The organism is Thermodesulfobacteriota bacterium (genome assembly GCA_035325995.1).
Taxonomy (GTDB): Bacteria; Desulfobacterota_D; UBA1144; order Nemesobacterales; family UBA2774; genus JADLGH01.
The window spans coordinates 372,312-387,799 of record DAOKYU010000001.1 but is presented as its reverse complement, the minus strand read 5'-3'; the positions used below and the strand labels follow the sequence as shown (position 1 = coordinate 387,799).

Below are 15,488 nucleotides of genomic sequence, written 5' to 3'. Positions count from 1 at the left end.
GTCGAAAAACCGTGCGACAAACTGGCCTCAGGGCCGAGATACTCGTAAATATTATCCTCATAACGGCGGTCGCCATGTTCCTCATCGGGGTCATAGCGTTCAAGCTCACCGAGCGCTCCGCCGTCGAGGGCAACGTCAACGGCGTCAAGGCCGTAATCGCAGCGCTCGAAGGCTCTTATCTCACAAAAGGCGACCTCGGCGGCGGGGCGGAATTCCTGAAGCACGCCCTTAATCCCGGGTCATGGGGGATAATAGAGCTCGGCGGAAAACGCGTGTACTTCGATACGCGGGAGACAAGCGAAGCGAAGCCGAAGACCGACCCGCTCCTCCTTCAGGCCATAACTACCGGCAACACCGTAATCGGCTTCGAAGGCGTCAACTTCCCCCCGTTCACAGCCTTCGACGGCCTTAAGGTCGCGGTCCCCGTAAGGCCGGCCGGCGGCCCCTCGGGCGCAGTGTTCGTATACCAGCCGCTGGGGCCGCTCCAGGAGAACCTCCTCCTGAACCGCAGGCTCATAGCGCTCTGGATAATCCTCTTCCTCGTGATAATCACGCTCTTCGGGTTCTACATTCTCTCGCGAAGGATAGTCCGCCCCGTCCACGAGCTCATAAAAACGACCGAAAAGATCGGCGCGGGGAAGTTCTACGAATCGGCCGACATAGGCGGCGTGAAGGAGATAAACCGGCTCTACGACGCCCTCAGGAAAATGTACGTTGAGATTGAGAGCGGCAGGAAAAAGCTCGGCGGCAAGATAGCCGAGCTCGAAGAGGCCAACGCCGAGCTCAGGCTCGTCCAGAGGGAGCTCGTCGCGGCGGAGAAGCTCGCCTCCCTCGGAAGGCTTTCGGCGGGCGTAGCCCACGAGATAGGTAACCCCCTCTCGGCCATAAAGGGCTACGCCGAGGTGATGATGCGCGCCCCCGGGATGGACGACGAGAAGCGGGCCGCATTTCTCCGGGACCTCCTCGACGAGGTGGGACGCATAGACCGCATCATAAGAACCCTGCTCGACTACTCGCGGCCGAAGAGCGTTTCGCTAAGGCCGCTCGACGTAAACGAGGCGGCCTCTAAAACGGCCGACCTCGTAAACAGCCGGGGCGTTCTCAAGAACGTCGGGCTAAGGCTCGACCTCGCCCCGGGAATCCCGCCAATCGAGGCCGACCCCAATCAGCTCTCCCAGGTCATAATTAACCTTATACTTAACGCGAGGGACGCCCTCGGCGGCGAAGGGGAAATAGCCATATCGACCTCCGACGGCGGCGGTAAGGTAACGATAAAGGTGAGCGACACCGGGCCGGGCATCGGCCCTGAAATCCGGGACAAAATATTCGACCCCTTCTTTACGACGAAGGACCCCGGGCAGGGGACGGGGCTCGGGCTGTCCGTCTCGGCCCGCATAGTCGAGACGTTCGGCGGGCGTATAGAGGTCTATAGCGAGCCGGGAAAGGGGGCTTCGTTCAGCCTCGTATTCCCTGCGGCAGGTGATTATGAAAACGCAGAGAGTTCTGGTAATTGACGACGAAAAGGGAATAAGGGAGACGCTCTCCCTCATACTCGGGATGGAGAATTTCGAGGTCGAGGCCGTGGAGAACGCGGCCGGGGGCCTTTCGCGCCTCGGCGCAGGAGAATTCTACGACTTCATCATATGCGACATCAGGCTCCCCGGAATGAGCGGCATCGAATTCCTTAAAGAAGCGCGGGAAAGAGGCGTCGAGGCGGTAATAATAATGATCTCCGCCTACGGGACGATGGAGAACTCGCTGGAAGCCATCAAAGCCGGGGCGGCGGACTACATAAACAAACCCATAAACTCCGAAGAGCTGATCCTGAGAATGCGAATGGCCGAGGAGCGGCAGAAATTAAAGGCCCGTAACGACTACCTCGAGCGCGAGCTCGGAATGGCAGGGGACACCGGCGGGATAATCTATACGAGCGCCGGGATGGCGGACGTGATGGAGCTTTCCCGGAAGGCCTCCCGGTTCAGGACGACGGTCCTCATCACCGGCGAGAGCGGCACAGGTAAGGAGCTCGTCGCCAAGGCCATACACGCGGGCGGCCCGCGCAGGGACGCGCCTTTCGTCGCCGTCAACTGCGCCGCGATACCCGAAACACTGATCGAGAGCGAGCTATTCGGTTACGCCAGGGGGGCCTTCACGGGGGCCGAAAACGCCAGGCGGGGTCTCATCGAAGAAGCCGACGGAGGGACGCTCTTCCTCGACGAGATAGGCGAGCTCCCCATGCTCCTTCAACCCAAGCTCCTCAGGGTGCTCCAGGAAGGCGAGATAAGACGGCTCGGTGACACGAAGGTCCTGAAGGTGGACGTCAGGGTCATAGGGGCGACGTCCCGCGACCTCGGGCAGGACGTCTCCGACGGCAAATTCAGGAACGACCTCTACTACAGGCTGAACGTCTTCCCCGTGAGAATACCCCCGCTCAGGGAAAGAAAGGAAGACGTCCCCGCGCTCGTCGCGCACTTTATCGCGAAGTACGGGAAGCACGTCAACAGGCGCGTAAGGGAAGCGACCCCCGAGGTAATCTCCGAGCTCTCGTCCTACGACTGGCCGGGCAACGTGAGGGAGCTCGAGAACGTCGTCGAAAGGGCGATAATACTCTCCGACTCCGAATACATAACACGGATCGACAAGCTTGCGGGCGGCTCCGGGCCCGGGGCGGCGATAAAGGACTGGATGGGCAGGCTCAGCTTCAACGAGGCCAGGCAGGAAATAGAAAGGGCGTACATCGAGCGGGCGCTGACAGAGACGGGGGGCAACAGGACCCGCGCGGCGAAGGTGCTCGGCATAAGCAGACGCTCTCTCCTCTACAAGCTGAAGGAGCAGGAAGAATCCTGAAATCCGGACGGCCCTCCCCAATGGCGCATTGAACCCGGGCCGCTTCATGGTTAAATAATCCTATGAGCAAACGAATCGTCGTCATCGGCGGCGGCATCACGGGACTCGCCGCGGCCAACCGCATAAAGGAAATAGCTGCCGAGAAGCATCCCGGACTCGAAGTCCTCCTGATAGAAGCATCGGAAAGGACCGGCGGCCCGATACGCACGATAGAGAGGGACGACTTTCTGGTCGAGGAAGGCCCCGACGCCTTCATCACGACAAAGCCCTGGGGGCTCAACCTCTGCCGCAGGCTCGGGCTCGACGGCGAGCTCATCGAAACCGACGATAGCAAGCGCAGGACATATATCCTCCGAGGGAGCGATCTCGTCGAGATCCCCGAGGGGTTCGTCATGCTCGCCCCCTCGCGCCTCGCGCCTTTCCTGACCTCGCCCCTCTTCTCGTGGCGGGGAAAGCTCCGTATGCTGATGGACCTCGTCATACCGCGCAGGCGCGGCGGCGACGAGAGCGTGGCCGGCTTCGTCAGGAGGCGGCTCGGCCGCGAAGCGCTCGACCGCGTCGCCCAGCCGATGATAGGCGGCATCTACACGGGCGACGCCGAGCGGCTCAGCCTCCGGGCCACGATGCCGCAGTACATGGAGCTCGAAGAAGAGCACGGGAGCGTCATCGCCGGCATGCTCAGGAACTACAGGCAAAAGAGCCGTGCGCGGAAGAAAGACAGCGGCGCACGCTACAGCATGTTCGTATCGTTTAAAAAGGGCATGAGCACGCTCACGGACAGGCTCTCGTCGGGCCTCGGAGAATCACTCAGGCTCGGGGAAAAGGTGAGCGCGGTATCTAAATCCGAAGGCGGATATACCGTCTCCACGGACAAAGGCGTCTATGAGGCCGAAGGCGTCGTGATTACGACCCCGGCGTTCGTGGCGGCGAAACTCGTCGAGAAGCTGGACCCGGAAACGGCTGCCCTCCTCGCGGGCATAGATTACGCCTCGTCCGCCGTCGCCGTACTGGCTTACAAGCTCTCGGACATAAAACGCCCCATAGACGCGTTCGGATTCGTCGTCCCGGTGCTGGAGAAAAAAAGGCTCATCGCGTGCTCCTTCAGCAGCGAAAAATTCCCCGGGCGCGCGCCCGGGGGCTATACGGTGCTGAGGGCGTTTACGGGCGGAATGCTCGACCCCGGCGTGCTCGACTTGGGCGACGATGCGATAATGGAGACACTGAAATCCGAGCTCCGCCCCGTGCTCGGCATAACGGGCGAGCCCGTGTTCGGCTTCCTCAAGAGATACCCGAGATCGCTTCCGCAGTACTACGTCGGTCATCCGGATCTCGTGCGGAAGATCTTGTCGGGCGTCAAAAAATTGAAGGGGCTGGAAATAGCCGGGAGCGCCCTGGGCGGCGTAGGCATTCCGGACTGCATAAACTCGGGTGAAAGCGCGGCCGAAAAGGTCGTCGAAACCGTTTACGCACCCGGCCGCTAGGGATTGAGCCGGGGATTATCCGCTTCGGCCCCCAGCTTGTTCCGCCTGAAAATCCAGGCGTATATCTTCCTGAAAGCGACTATTAAAATGGCGAGGACAAGTATCGCCGCCAGCACGGGAACGGCGAGCGCGAGTATGGACATTACGAGCGAGCCGCCCGCCTCGGCCGTCGAGACGACGGAATTCCCGAGCCCTCCCGTCGTGGCCGTGGACGCGATTCTGGTGATGGCGGTGAACCCCTGCACGGTGCCCGCTACACCGCCCCCGACTATAACCGCGAGCCCCCACTTAAGGAACGGGCTCATGTCGGACACGGCCGAGGCCATGACGATAGTCCCCGCAACCGTAGCGGCCGGGACGGCCACGGTGTCGAGGAGGTTATCTATCCACGGGACATAATATGCGGCGACCTCGAATATGGTGGCGATGGCGAAGGCCGCAAGCGCCGGGTAAGTGCCTATCCAGCCGAACTCCGGCGAAAGCGCAATCTGCCCCGACAACGACGCGACGCTCATAACGAGCAGCGGTACGAATATCCTGAATCCGCACGCCGCCGCCAGCCCGATGCCGACGAAGATGGCCAGAAGAGTTTCCATTCCGCTTTCTCAATTAAATAGTATATGAAGGCCGGGCTGCGTTGCAAGCCGGATTTACAGGGCGGTGCGGCGGATCAACGGGCCGCGCGGCGGCTACTTCTTGGCGACGTTGATTACCTTCACGTGATAGTCGAGCGTCCTCCCCGCAAGCGGGTGATTGTAGCTTATCTCGACCTTGTCGTCGAGAACGCGCGTGATGTGGCAGTTGCCGTTAGGCGTCTTGAAGACGAGCCCCGGCTCGGGGTTCATGCCGGCGTCCGCGAAGAGCTTCTTCTCCACGGTCTGAACCAGGTCCGGGTTTTCCACGCCGTACCCCTTTTCCGGCGCGACCCGGAAGGTCTTCTCCTCCCCGGCGGCCATGCCGATAAGCTCTTCCTCGAGGCCCTTTACGAGCGCCCCCGTCCCGAGCTCGACAGCGAGCGGCTCCTCGTCGAACGTGTGGAACGTCGAGCCGTCCTCGACCTTGCCTTCATAGTTGAAAGTTACGGTGTCGCCCATATCTATTGTAGTGCTCATTTATAGCCCTCCGGAGAATTTAACGTTTATGCCTGTGCGAATGCGGCATCGGAGGCGGAATATTTATACGCCGCCCTCGTCTCTCTGACTGTGATAATATCATCTTGCGCCCCCGATTTCGAGCCCCGCCGGGCGGGCGCGCCGACGGCTTGATTAAAATCGCGAGTCTATTATAATCATCTTTCTAAATATCCAAAGGAGACTAAGTAGATGAAGCTTAAAGACAAAGTAGCTCTCATAACGGGGGGGAGTCTCGGTCTTGGGCAGGCCACGGCCTACCTTTTCGCGAAGGAAGGGGCCAAGGTGATAATTACGGGAAGAACCGAGCAGACCCTTAAGGACGCAGTCGAAGAAGGAAAGAAGCAGGGCGTCGATATCGAATATCTCGTCGCCGACGTATCGAAGGAAGAAGACTGCAAAAAGACTGTCGATCACATAATCGGCAAGTACGGCAAGATAGACATACTCTTCAATAACGCCGGCGTGCTCTACACCTCCCATACCCACGAAACGGCCACCGAGATATGGGACAAGACCTTCGACATCAACGTGAAGGGCACATTCTTCATGTCGAAGTACACTATACCCCACATGCTCGAAAAGGGATACGGAGTCATAATCAACAACTCCTCCATCCTCGGACTCAAGGCCGTCCCCGGTCTCGCCGCCTACAACGCGACCAAGGGCGCTGTAACGCAGCTCACGAGGAGCATGGCGCTCGAATACGCCGCCAAGGGCATCCGCGTTAACGCCGTCTGCCCCGGCACGATCGAGACCCCAATGGTCGACGGGCTCCTGGACCAGGTGGCTGAAGGCAGCAGCAGGGAATCGGCCGAGGAGCTCTTCAAGTCGTTCCATCCGATAGGAAGGCTCGGAAAAGCGGACGAAATCGCGCACGCCGTCCTTTTCCTCTGTGACGACAACGTGCAGTTCATGACGGGGAGCATGCTGTCCGTAGACGGCGGCTGGGTCGCGACGTAAAACCGGGCCTAGATTTCTGTTTAAGTTTGCATAAGAACCATCACGCAGCACTGGACAATTAGCCGTGTGATATGCTAGATTATTAGTGGCCTCCGGGACAGGGGGCCACATCACCTTAGAGGAGGCCCGGATGAAATTTGTCATTTCGGCGGTAATAGCCATAGCGGCGGTGCTCGCTTTGTTTGCGCCCGAAAGTCAGGCCCTTAGCCCCTATTACAAGCCTACCGCTTCCCAGCACCACTTCACGACAATCATCGACCAGTTGAAAACCTTCAGGAACGTAACCTGGGAATCGCCCGTATCAATGTGGGTACAGATACCCGCAAGCCAGCAGGGGAGAGCGGCCGAGCTTGCGGATACAATAGAAGACAGGGCGAGGGGCGCCCTGATGCAGCCTTTCTGCGTACACATCTACGTAACGAAAGACAAGACCCTCGCAAGGTCCTGCGTCTATTAATTACAAACCTCTAAATGCTTCGGGGGCGGCGCGCGGCTGAAGCCGCACGCTGTCGCCCTCCCTCTCCGCCCCCTTCATCCGGCGGCCGCGCACCCCGGCCGGTTACGCACGCTATATCCAGTAACAAAAATATACGAATCCCTCTCCCGGGACTCGAAGTTAAATTCCGAGCTTCCGTCCTGCCGCCTCTCGTACTTATCGCGCCGCGGATTTAGAAAAATCGCGGCGGCAAACCGGCGGAATTTCAGGAATCGATTGTCGAAGCAAACGAGGCTGGTTTCAGGGGCGGCGGCGCAGAGGATTCGAGGGGCAAACGGAGAGATAAAAGCTTTTCAGGGGCATGACCCGTCCGAAGCCTCCGGCGCAGGCCTTACTCCGGATTATCGGGCACATACCCCGCCGTCAGTTGTGTCCGCGCTGCGCGAACGGAATGGAAATCGAAAGCTCGTCCCTCTGGTTTCCCTCTTTCACGTTTATCTCTATGGCCGAGACGTTCAGCTGAGGGTACTTCTTAAACACACGGATCAAGTCCTTCTGGAGCTTGTCCGCGAAGTTCGGAGGAAGATCTTTTCTTTCGTAAGAAAGAACCATCCTGAGCCTTTCTTTCGCTACGTTGGCAGATTTGTTCCGTCTGAAAAATCCGAATAGAGACATTGATCATCCCCCTAGAAGTCTGCTGAAAAATCCTTTCTTGTCCTCGAGCTCGCTGAAAGCTACATCCTCTCCCATTAGTCTCCGGGCAACGTTCGTAAGGGCGGCGCCGGCTCCGGTATTATCGGAGAGGACAATGGGCTCGCCCTTGTTCGTGTAATCGACCATCTTTTCCTCGTCGGGGATTACGCCGATTTTCTTTATGCGGAGGACGTCTTCTATATCTTCGACCGAAAGCATCTCGCCCTTCTTTACGCGAGCGGACCTTATCCTGTTTACGATCAGATGGATTTTATCCTTCCCCATGGATTCGAGGAGCCCTATCACCCTGTCGGCGTCCCTTACCGAAGAAACCTCGGGGTTGACGACGACCAGGGCTTCCTCGGCCGGTGTCGCTGCGGTCCTGAACCCGCCCTCTATTCCCGCCGGCGAGTCTATTATTATGAAGTTGAAGTTGTACTTAACCCTCTCCACTATCGAAGACAGCTGCTCGCCGCTGACGGCCTCCTTGTTCTTCGTCTGCGCGGCCGGAAGCAGATACAGCGACTCGCTCCTCTTGTCCTTGACGAAAGCCTTTTCGGGTGTGACCGTGCCCTCGACGACGTCTACTATGTCGTACACAATGCGGTTCTCGAGCCCGAGTATCATGTCGAGATTCCGAAGACCTATGTCGGCGTCTATAGTGAGCACCTTGTTGCCCATGGACGCAAGCGCGGCCCCGAGATTCGCGGTAACCGTCGTCTTTCCGACACCGCCCTTCCCGGATGTAATAACTATAACTTTCGCCATTTGCTTACCCCTCAGCTACGAATTTTTTCTATTATTATCTGGTTGTTCCTGACGTACGCCTTCTCGGGATACTCGGGCCCCTCGGAATCGTCCGGCGACCTCGTAATCCACTTGGCTATCCGGAGCTGCTGTGCACGGAGCTTGAGCGCTATGACTATCGCGCCGTCGTCGCCTCCCGCTCCCGCATGCACGATGCCGCGGAGCGTGCCCATGACTATGATATTCCCCGAGGCTGTTATATAAGAGCCCGGATTCACGTCGCCGATTATGAGCACATCGCCGTCGTGCTCGACGTTCTGGCCGCTCCGGATGTTCTTGTCTATGAGCTTGAGCGTCCTGACGCCCGCGGCCGGCGGCTGAGGCGCTTCCGCCTTTTGATTTTTCTCTAGCTTGAGCGAGGGCTTGTACCCGACAAACCTCGTGTTCGTGCTCCGGACGGCCTCCTCGATTTTCCTCATGTCCCCTTCGGAGAGTCTCGCACTCTCGTAATCTATTACAGCGAGGGACCCCTTGAAGAAATCACTTCCGAGCTTGGCTTTTATCTGCGAAATATTCTCTTCGACAGACAGGCTTTCGTCCAGCTTGACAAGTAAGGCCGGCACAGTCATGCCTTTAACGACTATTCCCATTTGGCTTCTCTAAGTACGGCGAATAAGAAGGTCCTCTCTTCCCCTGTACAAATTATCATATGTTGAATGACAACACAAGAAATTAACCATGGCGGCGGGATATCCTGAAAAAACGGCGCGAAAGCTACGGGAAACCCGACCGCTGAAGCGCCCGAAGCTCGCGGGGAAACCAGCCCGAACGGCGGCGAGGGAGCCCGGCGGAGTCTCCAAACGGCGATTTTCCGGGTTCTCGAACGACGATTGTTTTAAACCTCTCATATGCTATACTCACACGATTGATCGCAGCTTCTTTTAGCGATTTCCCCTAGCCGGATGCTGTAAGAGATGCCGAAACAAAACCCGAACACGGAACCCCCTGCAAGACAGGCGGGCGCCACTTCCCCCTACGCTGTAATAAATATCCACGGGCTCGTAATCGAATGCAGATCGGGCTCTCCCGATCTCGTGCGCGGGATGGTCAGGCCGTTTAATTTCTTCAAGGTCGAGACGGGCCGTCCGGCGGTAACTGTAACGGCGATCGAATCAGAGCCGCCCTACTCTTCCTTCCCGAGCCTTAAGTCGAGCTTCTCGACGCCGAGGAACATCGTGTTCACAAAAGGCGGCACCAAGATCATAGACTACTTCGGTAAGGGCGTCGTGCTCGTGGAGGGGGGCGGCCGCATCTATACGATTTACGGCACGGACCCGAATTTTCTCCAGGAAGCGTTCTACCTCCTCGTTCTGTCGCTCCTCGGCCAATACTGCGACGAGAAAGGGATTCTCCGAATACACGCGCTCACGTTTTCACTGAACGACACGGCCGTGATATTTTCTGCGCAGTCGGGCGGCGGCAAATCGACAATGGCGTTTTCCGTCCTTGAAAGGAGCGTGTTCAAGCTCATATCGGACGACGAGGCGCTCGTCGACGGCGGCGGCCGCGTGCTCCCCCTGCCCCTCCGCATGGGGACGCTCGACGAGGAAAAGATAAGCTCCATCCCTCCGGAATATGTCTACCATATCGACCGCATGGAGTTCGGCGGCAAGTATTTCATCGACATAGACTACTGGGGAAATAAGCTCGAGCGGCGGCTCCTCGAGAAAAAAATCCTCTTCACGGCAAAACGTCTCATTAACGGAAACCCGTACATTGAAAAGATGTCCCGCTTCGCCACGCTGAATTCGCTCATGAGCGCGGCCGTAATAGGGCTCGGGCTCTACCAGGGCATGGAATTCGTGTTCAACAGCTCGCCAGGTGAGATTTTCTCCCGCGTGCCCGTCTTCATCAGGCGGCTTTACACGGCGCTCAAGCTGACCGCGACGGCCGAGAGCTATAGAATATTCCTCGGCAGGGATCAGTCCGAGAATATAAAGATATTGGAAGAATTTTTAAGGAAGAGAGAAACCGGGGCACGGCCATGAACCCGAAAGTAGACGTCTCGCTCATCGTGCTTACGTATAACCGCCCTGCCCCCCTCAAACGCTGCCTGGAATCGATAGCCTGCATGGATAAGGGAGGGGCTTCCTTCGAGGTCCTGGTCGTCGACGACGGCTCGACGTCCGACAACAAGAGCGTAATCGACGGATTCCGTGGCAGGCTCGATATCGAATATCTCCTCAAACCGAGGGGCGGCGTGGCCTCGGCCAGGAACCACGGCGGCGCTCATGCCCGGGGCGGTCTCATAGCCTTCATCGCCGACGACTACATACTTCCCCCGGATTACATAAAAGACACGACGGAATTCCTGGCCGCGAACCCGGACGCCTGGATCATTACCCACAACATACTCCCCACGGGCCCGAGCATTTTCAGGTACGCCCAGAGGCTCTACTACCAGATGACCCTCCTTCAGAGATTCAGCAGTAAAGATTTTCGGAGCAGCGTCCTCGAGAGCTTCGGCCTCCCCCCATCGCGGGCGGCGGTGTTCAGGAAGGAGATGTTCGACATCACCGGATGGTTTAACGAAAAGCTCCTCACGGGCGAGGACGGCGATCTCGGGATGAGAATGGCCGCCGAGGGGATACCCGTATATTTCTTCGTCGATAAATACATTAAACACTGGGAAGAAAAAGACCTCTCCGGCTATCTCGAGCAAAGAACCCGCTACGGCGCGAGCTTCTACAGGGTCTTGAAAGACAGGGACGGAAACCGGATGACAGAGCCCTCTTTATCGTGGGTCGTTAAATCAGTATCGGAAAGATACATATCGTGGCTCCGTCTCTCTTTCAAGCTCGGGAGAAAGACGGAGTTTATACTCCTGACCCCTCTGACGCTCCTCTTCCTGTCATTCTACTTCCGGGGTTATTACTCTGAATCGAAAAGAGCGGCCCCTTCGGAAGGCGTCGTCGCGGCGCAGGCGGAGCGGCCGGGTCAGGGAGCCCCGGACGAGCAGCGCAAAACGAGCCTGAACCCCGAATAATGAACCTTAAAGAAACCGTCTACAAAATATCCAGCCACCCGGCCCTGGGCCCGGTAGGCAAATCCCTCTACTTTCTCTGCGAGCGGCTGCTCACCCATACGTTCAAGGGCTTTCCCGAAATACGCTCGGCATACGTAGCCGGCAGCATGGCCGAGGGCGACATAGTCCCGGGCCTGAGCGACATCGACTGCGTCATAACCATAGACGACCTCGACGCACGCGAAGAGTACGGGCTAATGACCGGGCTCGAGCGCAAAACGAGATACAGGATGCCCCCCTTCGGAAAGGACAAAATCGGGGTTCACGTGGTCGCCTATTCCTTGGCCGAATGGGCCCTCCTGGGCGACCTCTTTCTCGGGAAGAAGGCCGGCAGGCCGAGGGTGCTTTTCAGGGATCGCGAAATAGCGCCGGATAATACAATAAGCGATAGGGTAAAAATCCTTCACCATCTTTACAAGGCCTACTGGAAGATAATAAACCTTCAGGACAGCACCCTTAACCCCTCCGGGAGCCCGCTCGAACGAGAGTTAACGAAACGTATCGCCGAAAGGACGATGACTGCTTTGGACAATGCGATGAAGGAGGCGGGAAGCGGTAACGTGCCACGGGGATATTCAGGCCTTGGAGACCGCGCCCGCGAATCATGGGAGCTTTTAAAAAGATCGGACGACGAATCGAAGTACATAGAAATGCTGGCTATCCTGCTTCATCTTTTCGACGTCGCGGCAGGGGCGGTCTGCCAGAGAGGGACAAATGCGGACGGAGATTCTTCCGGCGAGGCTTCGGCGGCCGGCGAGATACCGGCCCCGCCCGCCGGGATTACGGATGTCGTGGCCGCTATTCGGCAGCGGCGGAAAGACAGCGCCGCGGTCGTATACACAAACGCCGACAAAGCTGATATATTCCTCTTCGATCCCGCTGATAACGGGCTCACAGCGGCCATCGTCGAACACTATAAAAGAATCGGGGATTCCGGCCTCAGGGTCATGTCTATAGATAAATTCCGGCAGTTTTTTCTCAATTTTTCAGACCGGGCCGCCGTCGATCTTTTAAGCGGCGAGCCTCTCGCGCTCGTGGGAGCACGCGACCCCGAGGCGCTCCTGCTCGACGCCTATTCCATACTTCCCCAGTTAAGGTCTCCCAGGACCTGGCAATCGGCGGAGATGTACGAATCTTTTCGCGGCAAGGCGGGGAGAATCATCCGGGAGCTGAAGACATCCGCCCCCGGGGGCGGAGCTTCGTATGACGGCCCGAACGAGGGGCGAGGCATACCGCGGGACGAATACGAACGTTTCGTCAATTTAAAGGTCCTCTCGCAGACGCTTACGGAAACGCTGCGCGAGTTTCTATCTCCGAGGCAAGAGTCACATGATTAAAACAGGCTTCGTAATACTCGTAGCGGGAAAACCCGACAGGCTCGGCGAAACCCTCGGCGGCATCACAGGGCAGACGGGAGAACCCGGAGGCATTGTCTGTATCGTCGACGGCGCATGGAGAGAAACCGCTGCCGGAATCATCGAGCGCAGCCGCGTCCCCGTCACCGCCGTCTATTCCGACATCGCTTCGGAAGGAGCCGGGGCGGCGCTTAACCGGGGCATATCCCTCTCGGGATGCGACGTCGTATTCCTCGTAACGCAGGCAGTAACGCTCCCTCCGGGATTCGTCGCCGCGTGTATCGAGAAGCTCTACTCCTCACCCTCCGTCGGACTTGTCTACGGAAACTATATAGAACAAAAGGGGGAAGACGGAGAAGTCTTCATACAAACCGGGACAGACAATTACGACTTCTCCGAATCGTCCAGGCTCGGCCCTGTGCGGGCTATAAAAAGAGAAGTCTTCGACACCGTCGGCAATTACGACACGTCCCTTAAATACGCTTTCGATTACGAGCTCAGGATGAGAATTTTCGAGAAATACGATATCGCGGCGCTAGACGATGTCATCTACAAAGTCCTCCACAGCGGGGACGATGCCAATAACCACGACCCCGCACTGCCCCGCGAGTCGTATACGGACTATAGCCCGGAAAAGGAAGCCGAGTTCAGAGAAGCCTGCTTCGCCTCGCTTAAAAGACGCGGGGCATTTCTCTTCGGTCCGCCCGCCCGCGCGCCCGAAAGCGAATCGAAGAACCCCGGCGGGCCGGATATAAGCGTCGTCATTCCCCTCTATAACCGTGAGAAGTACGTAGGACGAACCATAGAGAGCGTTTTAAAGAGCGAGTGGAAAGGGTACGAGATTATAATAGTGGACAACGGCTCGACGGACGGGAGCTTCGAAGCTGCGTCGAGATATATCGGCGCGGGGCGCGTAACCATCCTCAGGAGCGAGGCCGCGCGCAACACTGCCGCCGCGCTGAATGCGGGAATAAAATACGCGAGGGGAAAGTACGTTTGCCAGCTCGACTCGGACGATCTTTACACCTCCGACGCGCTCTCTATAATGTATGACTACATGGAATCCAACCCGGGATTCGCCCTCGGCGTTTCATATTACGACTGGATAGGGCCCGACGACGATGTGCTGGAAGAATACGGCGTCGTAAAACACCAGGAATACGACAGGAATAACATCCTCAGAACGGAAGGAGTCGGCGCCGCACGCATATGGAGGCGTAGCGTCCTCGACGAGATGGGAGGATTCGACGAGATAAACCTCGGGAGTTATGCCGAGGATTACGACCTGGTTCTGAAAGTATCCGAGAAATACGACATTTTACGCATACCTTACGTGCTTTACCATTACAGGATTAACCACAAGGAAACCGGGGAGGAAGCTGATTATATATCGAGGCACGAAAAGAAAACCTTCGCGAGAAAATCGGCCATTGAAAGAAGGCAGATGATTAACGATTCGCTTTCTAGGGTGCGGCTCGTAAAATGATAATCCATCATCCGGAGATATCTTCTAAAGACGGGAAGCTTACAGTATCTGCCGGGATAGAATTCGACCCCACCGTCCCGGGCATGCCGGAAAGGCTCTGGTTCGAGTTTCCCGAGGACTGCGGCGATCTCGTTACAGACAGGGCCGACGCCTTCCTTTCCACGATGCTGCTCGTGGCCATGCGGCGCGGCGAGAAGGTAATAGAGGTGAGAGGGAAAGTCTCCCCGCGGTTCCTTATCGGGATCAACGAATATCAAACGGCCTTTTGCATATGGCCTGTCTGGAGGTTCGAACCGGTCCGTATAGAGTGCGAATCCCTCGTCCCCGCGGGCGCTGAGAACGGCCCGGATATCGTGATGTCGGCCTTCTCCGGCGGATTGGATTCCTTTTTCACCTTAAAGTCTTTTCTGCCGGGAAACGGGCTTCCGGAATCCGTACAGATATCGCACCTTCTATTCGTACACGGCTTCGACATAAAGCTGGAAGACACCGAATCCTTTACGCTCCTGAGAGACGCCTACTCGACCATGTGCGGCCGGCTCGGTATAAAGCTGATAACCTGCAGAACGAACTGCCGGCAATTCGGCATGGAGCGTAACTGGGGGCTATTCCACGGCTCGGCCCTGATCGGCGCGGCGCACGCAGCGGGGCGGCGGGCCGCCATGTTCCACGTCCCCTCGTCACACAGCTTTACGAGTCTCATGCCCTGGGGGTCCGATCCGGGAATCGACTACCTCCTTTCTACGGAAGCGACGCAGGTCCTGCATCACGGCAGCGGCTACACAAGGACTGAAAAAACGGAGGCGATAGCCCATTGGGAAGAAATCCGGGACAAACTGAGGGTCTGCGCCTTCGGCGACGGCACCCGTATCAACTGCTGCAAATGCGAGAAGTGCCTCCGCACTATGATGACCCTCGACATGATCGGGGTCCTGGAACGCTACTCGGCATTTCCGGGCCCCCTGACCGCCGGCCTCGTACGAAACTGCAGATACTGGAACAGGAGCGATTTTTCATTCGCACACGAGATTATGGGCTACGCCCGGCAAAAGAAGAGATGGGACATCGTCGCCAATCTCTCGTACGCATACGTAAGAAGCCGCATACTCCAGACGCTCAGGTTTGCGAGAATAAAACTGAGCGACGCAATAAAAAGAACTCGGGCCAGCTAGCCCGCTTTATCGCCTCGCCCCCTGTAAAAAATCCCTTTTAGCTATATTATTTCAGGTATTATTGGACCGAAAGCCGCGCATTTATCGGCCCGG

At 57.6% G+C, this 15,488-nt stretch carries 15 protein-coding genes; 10 read left to right on the top strand and 5 right to left on the bottom strand.

Features of this window, described 5'->3' with window-relative positions; all coding sequences use genetic code 11:
• Window positions 1–11 precede the first annotated feature (11 nt).
• From PKC29_01795 to hemG, 3 genes are all read left to right on the top strand, one after another.
• Window positions 12–1,514 (top strand): ATP-binding protein, encoded by a 1,503-nt coding sequence (locus PKC29_01795; GenBank protein HML94141.1) that lies wholly within the window; start codon window positions 12–14, stop codon window positions 1,512–1,514.
• Window positions 1,486–2,847 (top strand): sigma-54 dependent transcriptional regulator, encoded by a 1,362-nt coding sequence (locus tag PKC29_01790; GenBank protein HML94140.1) that lies wholly within the window; start codon window positions 1,486–1,488, stop codon window positions 2,845–2,847. The genes PKC29_01795 and PKC29_01790 overlap by 29 nt, the downstream gene beginning before the upstream one ends.
• A 62-nt stretch (window positions 2,848–2,909) precedes the next feature.
• The gene (hemG, locus tag PKC29_01785; protein ID HML94139.1) at window positions 2,910–4,328 is read left to right on the top strand and encodes a protoporphyrinogen oxidase; all 1,419 of its coding nucleotides are present in this window, start codon (window positions 2,910–2,912) and stop codon (window positions 4,326–4,328) included.
• Here the strand turns inward: hemG and PKC29_01780 are convergent.
• Together PKC29_01780 and PKC29_01775 are read right to left on the bottom strand one after the other, a co-directional pair.
• Window positions 4,325–4,924 carry a DUF4126 domain-containing protein gene (locus PKC29_01780; protein ID HML94138.1) on the bottom strand — a complete coding sequence of 200 codons (600 nt, stop codon included), beginning with the start codon at window positions 4,922–4,924 and terminating at the stop codon, window positions 4,325–4,327. The genes hemG and PKC29_01780 overlap by 4 nt on opposite strands.
• A gap of 93 nt (window positions 4,925–5,017) precedes the next feature.
• A complete protein-coding gene (locus PKC29_01775; GenBank protein HML94137.1) occupies window positions 5,018–5,440 on the bottom strand; it encodes a peptidylprolyl isomerase in 423 nt (140 codons plus the stop codon).
• A gap of 210 nt (window positions 5,441–5,650) precedes the next feature.
• On the opposite strand from PKC29_01775, the gene PKC29_01770 reads away from it, so the two are divergent.
• Window positions 5,651–6,421: an SDR family oxidoreductase gene (locus tag PKC29_01770; GenBank protein ID HML94136.1), complete on the top strand. Its 771-nt coding sequence runs from the start codon at window positions 5,651–5,653 to the stop codon at window positions 6,419–6,421.
• Window positions 6,422–6,551: 130 nt separating this feature from the next.
• The gene (locus PKC29_01765) at window positions 6,552–6,878 is read left to right on the top strand and encodes a hypothetical protein (GenBank protein HML94135.1); all 327 of its coding nucleotides are present in this window, start codon (window positions 6,552–6,554) and stop codon (window positions 6,876–6,878) included.
• A 402-nt stretch (window positions 6,879–7,280) separates the two neighbouring features.
• Here PKC29_01765 and minE read toward each other — a convergent pair whose 3' ends face one another.
• From minE to minC, 3 genes are read right to left on the bottom strand one after another with little or no spacing between them, the layout of a single operon-like run.
• Complete coding sequence (gene minE / locus PKC29_01760) at window positions 7,281–7,532, bottom strand: cell division topological specificity factor MinE (GenBank protein ID HML94134.1); 252 nt, start codon at window positions 7,530–7,532, stop codon at window positions 7,281–7,283.
• 3 nt (window positions 7,533–7,535) lie between these two features.
• Window positions 7,536–8,318: a septum site-determining protein MinD gene (minD, locus tag PKC29_01755; protein HML94133.1), complete on the bottom strand. Its 783-nt coding sequence runs from the start codon at window positions 8,316–8,318 to the stop codon at window positions 7,536–7,538.
• 11 nt (window positions 8,319–8,329) lie between these two features.
• Window positions 8,330–8,947 (bottom strand): septum site-determining protein MinC, encoded by a 618-nt coding sequence (gene minC, locus PKC29_01750; protein HML94132.1) that lies wholly within the window; start codon window positions 8,945–8,947, stop codon window positions 8,330–8,332.
• 324 nt (window positions 8,948–9,271) lie between these two features.
• On the opposite strand from minC, the gene PKC29_01745 reads away from it, so the two are divergent.
• Genes PKC29_01745 through PKC29_01725 form a run of 5 tightly spaced genes read left to right on the top strand, consistent with a single transcriptional unit; the run spans window position 9,272 to window position 15,395 of the window.
• Window positions 9,272–10,345 carry a hypothetical protein gene (locus PKC29_01745; protein ID HML94131.1) on the top strand — a complete coding sequence of 358 codons (1,074 nt, stop codon included), beginning with the start codon at window positions 9,272–9,274 and terminating at the stop codon, window positions 10,343–10,345.
• Window positions 10,342–11,343: a glycosyltransferase family A protein gene (locus tag PKC29_01740; protein HML94130.1), complete on the top strand. Its 1,002-nt coding sequence runs from the start codon at window positions 10,342–10,344 to the stop codon at window positions 11,341–11,343. The genes PKC29_01745 and PKC29_01740 overlap by 4 nt, the downstream gene beginning before the upstream one ends.
• The gene (locus tag PKC29_01735) at window positions 11,343–12,719 is read left to right on the top strand and encodes a hypothetical protein (protein ID HML94129.1); all 1,377 of its coding nucleotides are present in this window, start codon (window positions 11,343–11,345) and stop codon (window positions 12,717–12,719) included. Before PKC29_01740 ends, PKC29_01735 begins: the two co-directional genes overlap by 1 nt.
• On the top strand, window positions 12,712–14,223 hold the full coding sequence (locus PKC29_01730) for a glycosyltransferase (GenBank protein HML94128.1): 1,512 nt from the start codon (window positions 12,712–12,714) through the stop codon (window positions 14,221–14,223). The genes PKC29_01735 and PKC29_01730 overlap by 8 nt, the downstream gene beginning before the upstream one ends.
• Window positions 14,220–15,395, top strand: coding sequence for a hypothetical protein (locus PKC29_01725; GenBank protein HML94127.1), 1,176 nt, complete (start codon window positions 14,220–14,222; stop codon window positions 15,393–15,395). The genes PKC29_01730 and PKC29_01725 overlap by 4 nt, the downstream gene beginning before the upstream one ends.
• The last annotated feature ends 93 nt before the right edge of the window (window positions 15,396–15,488 follow it).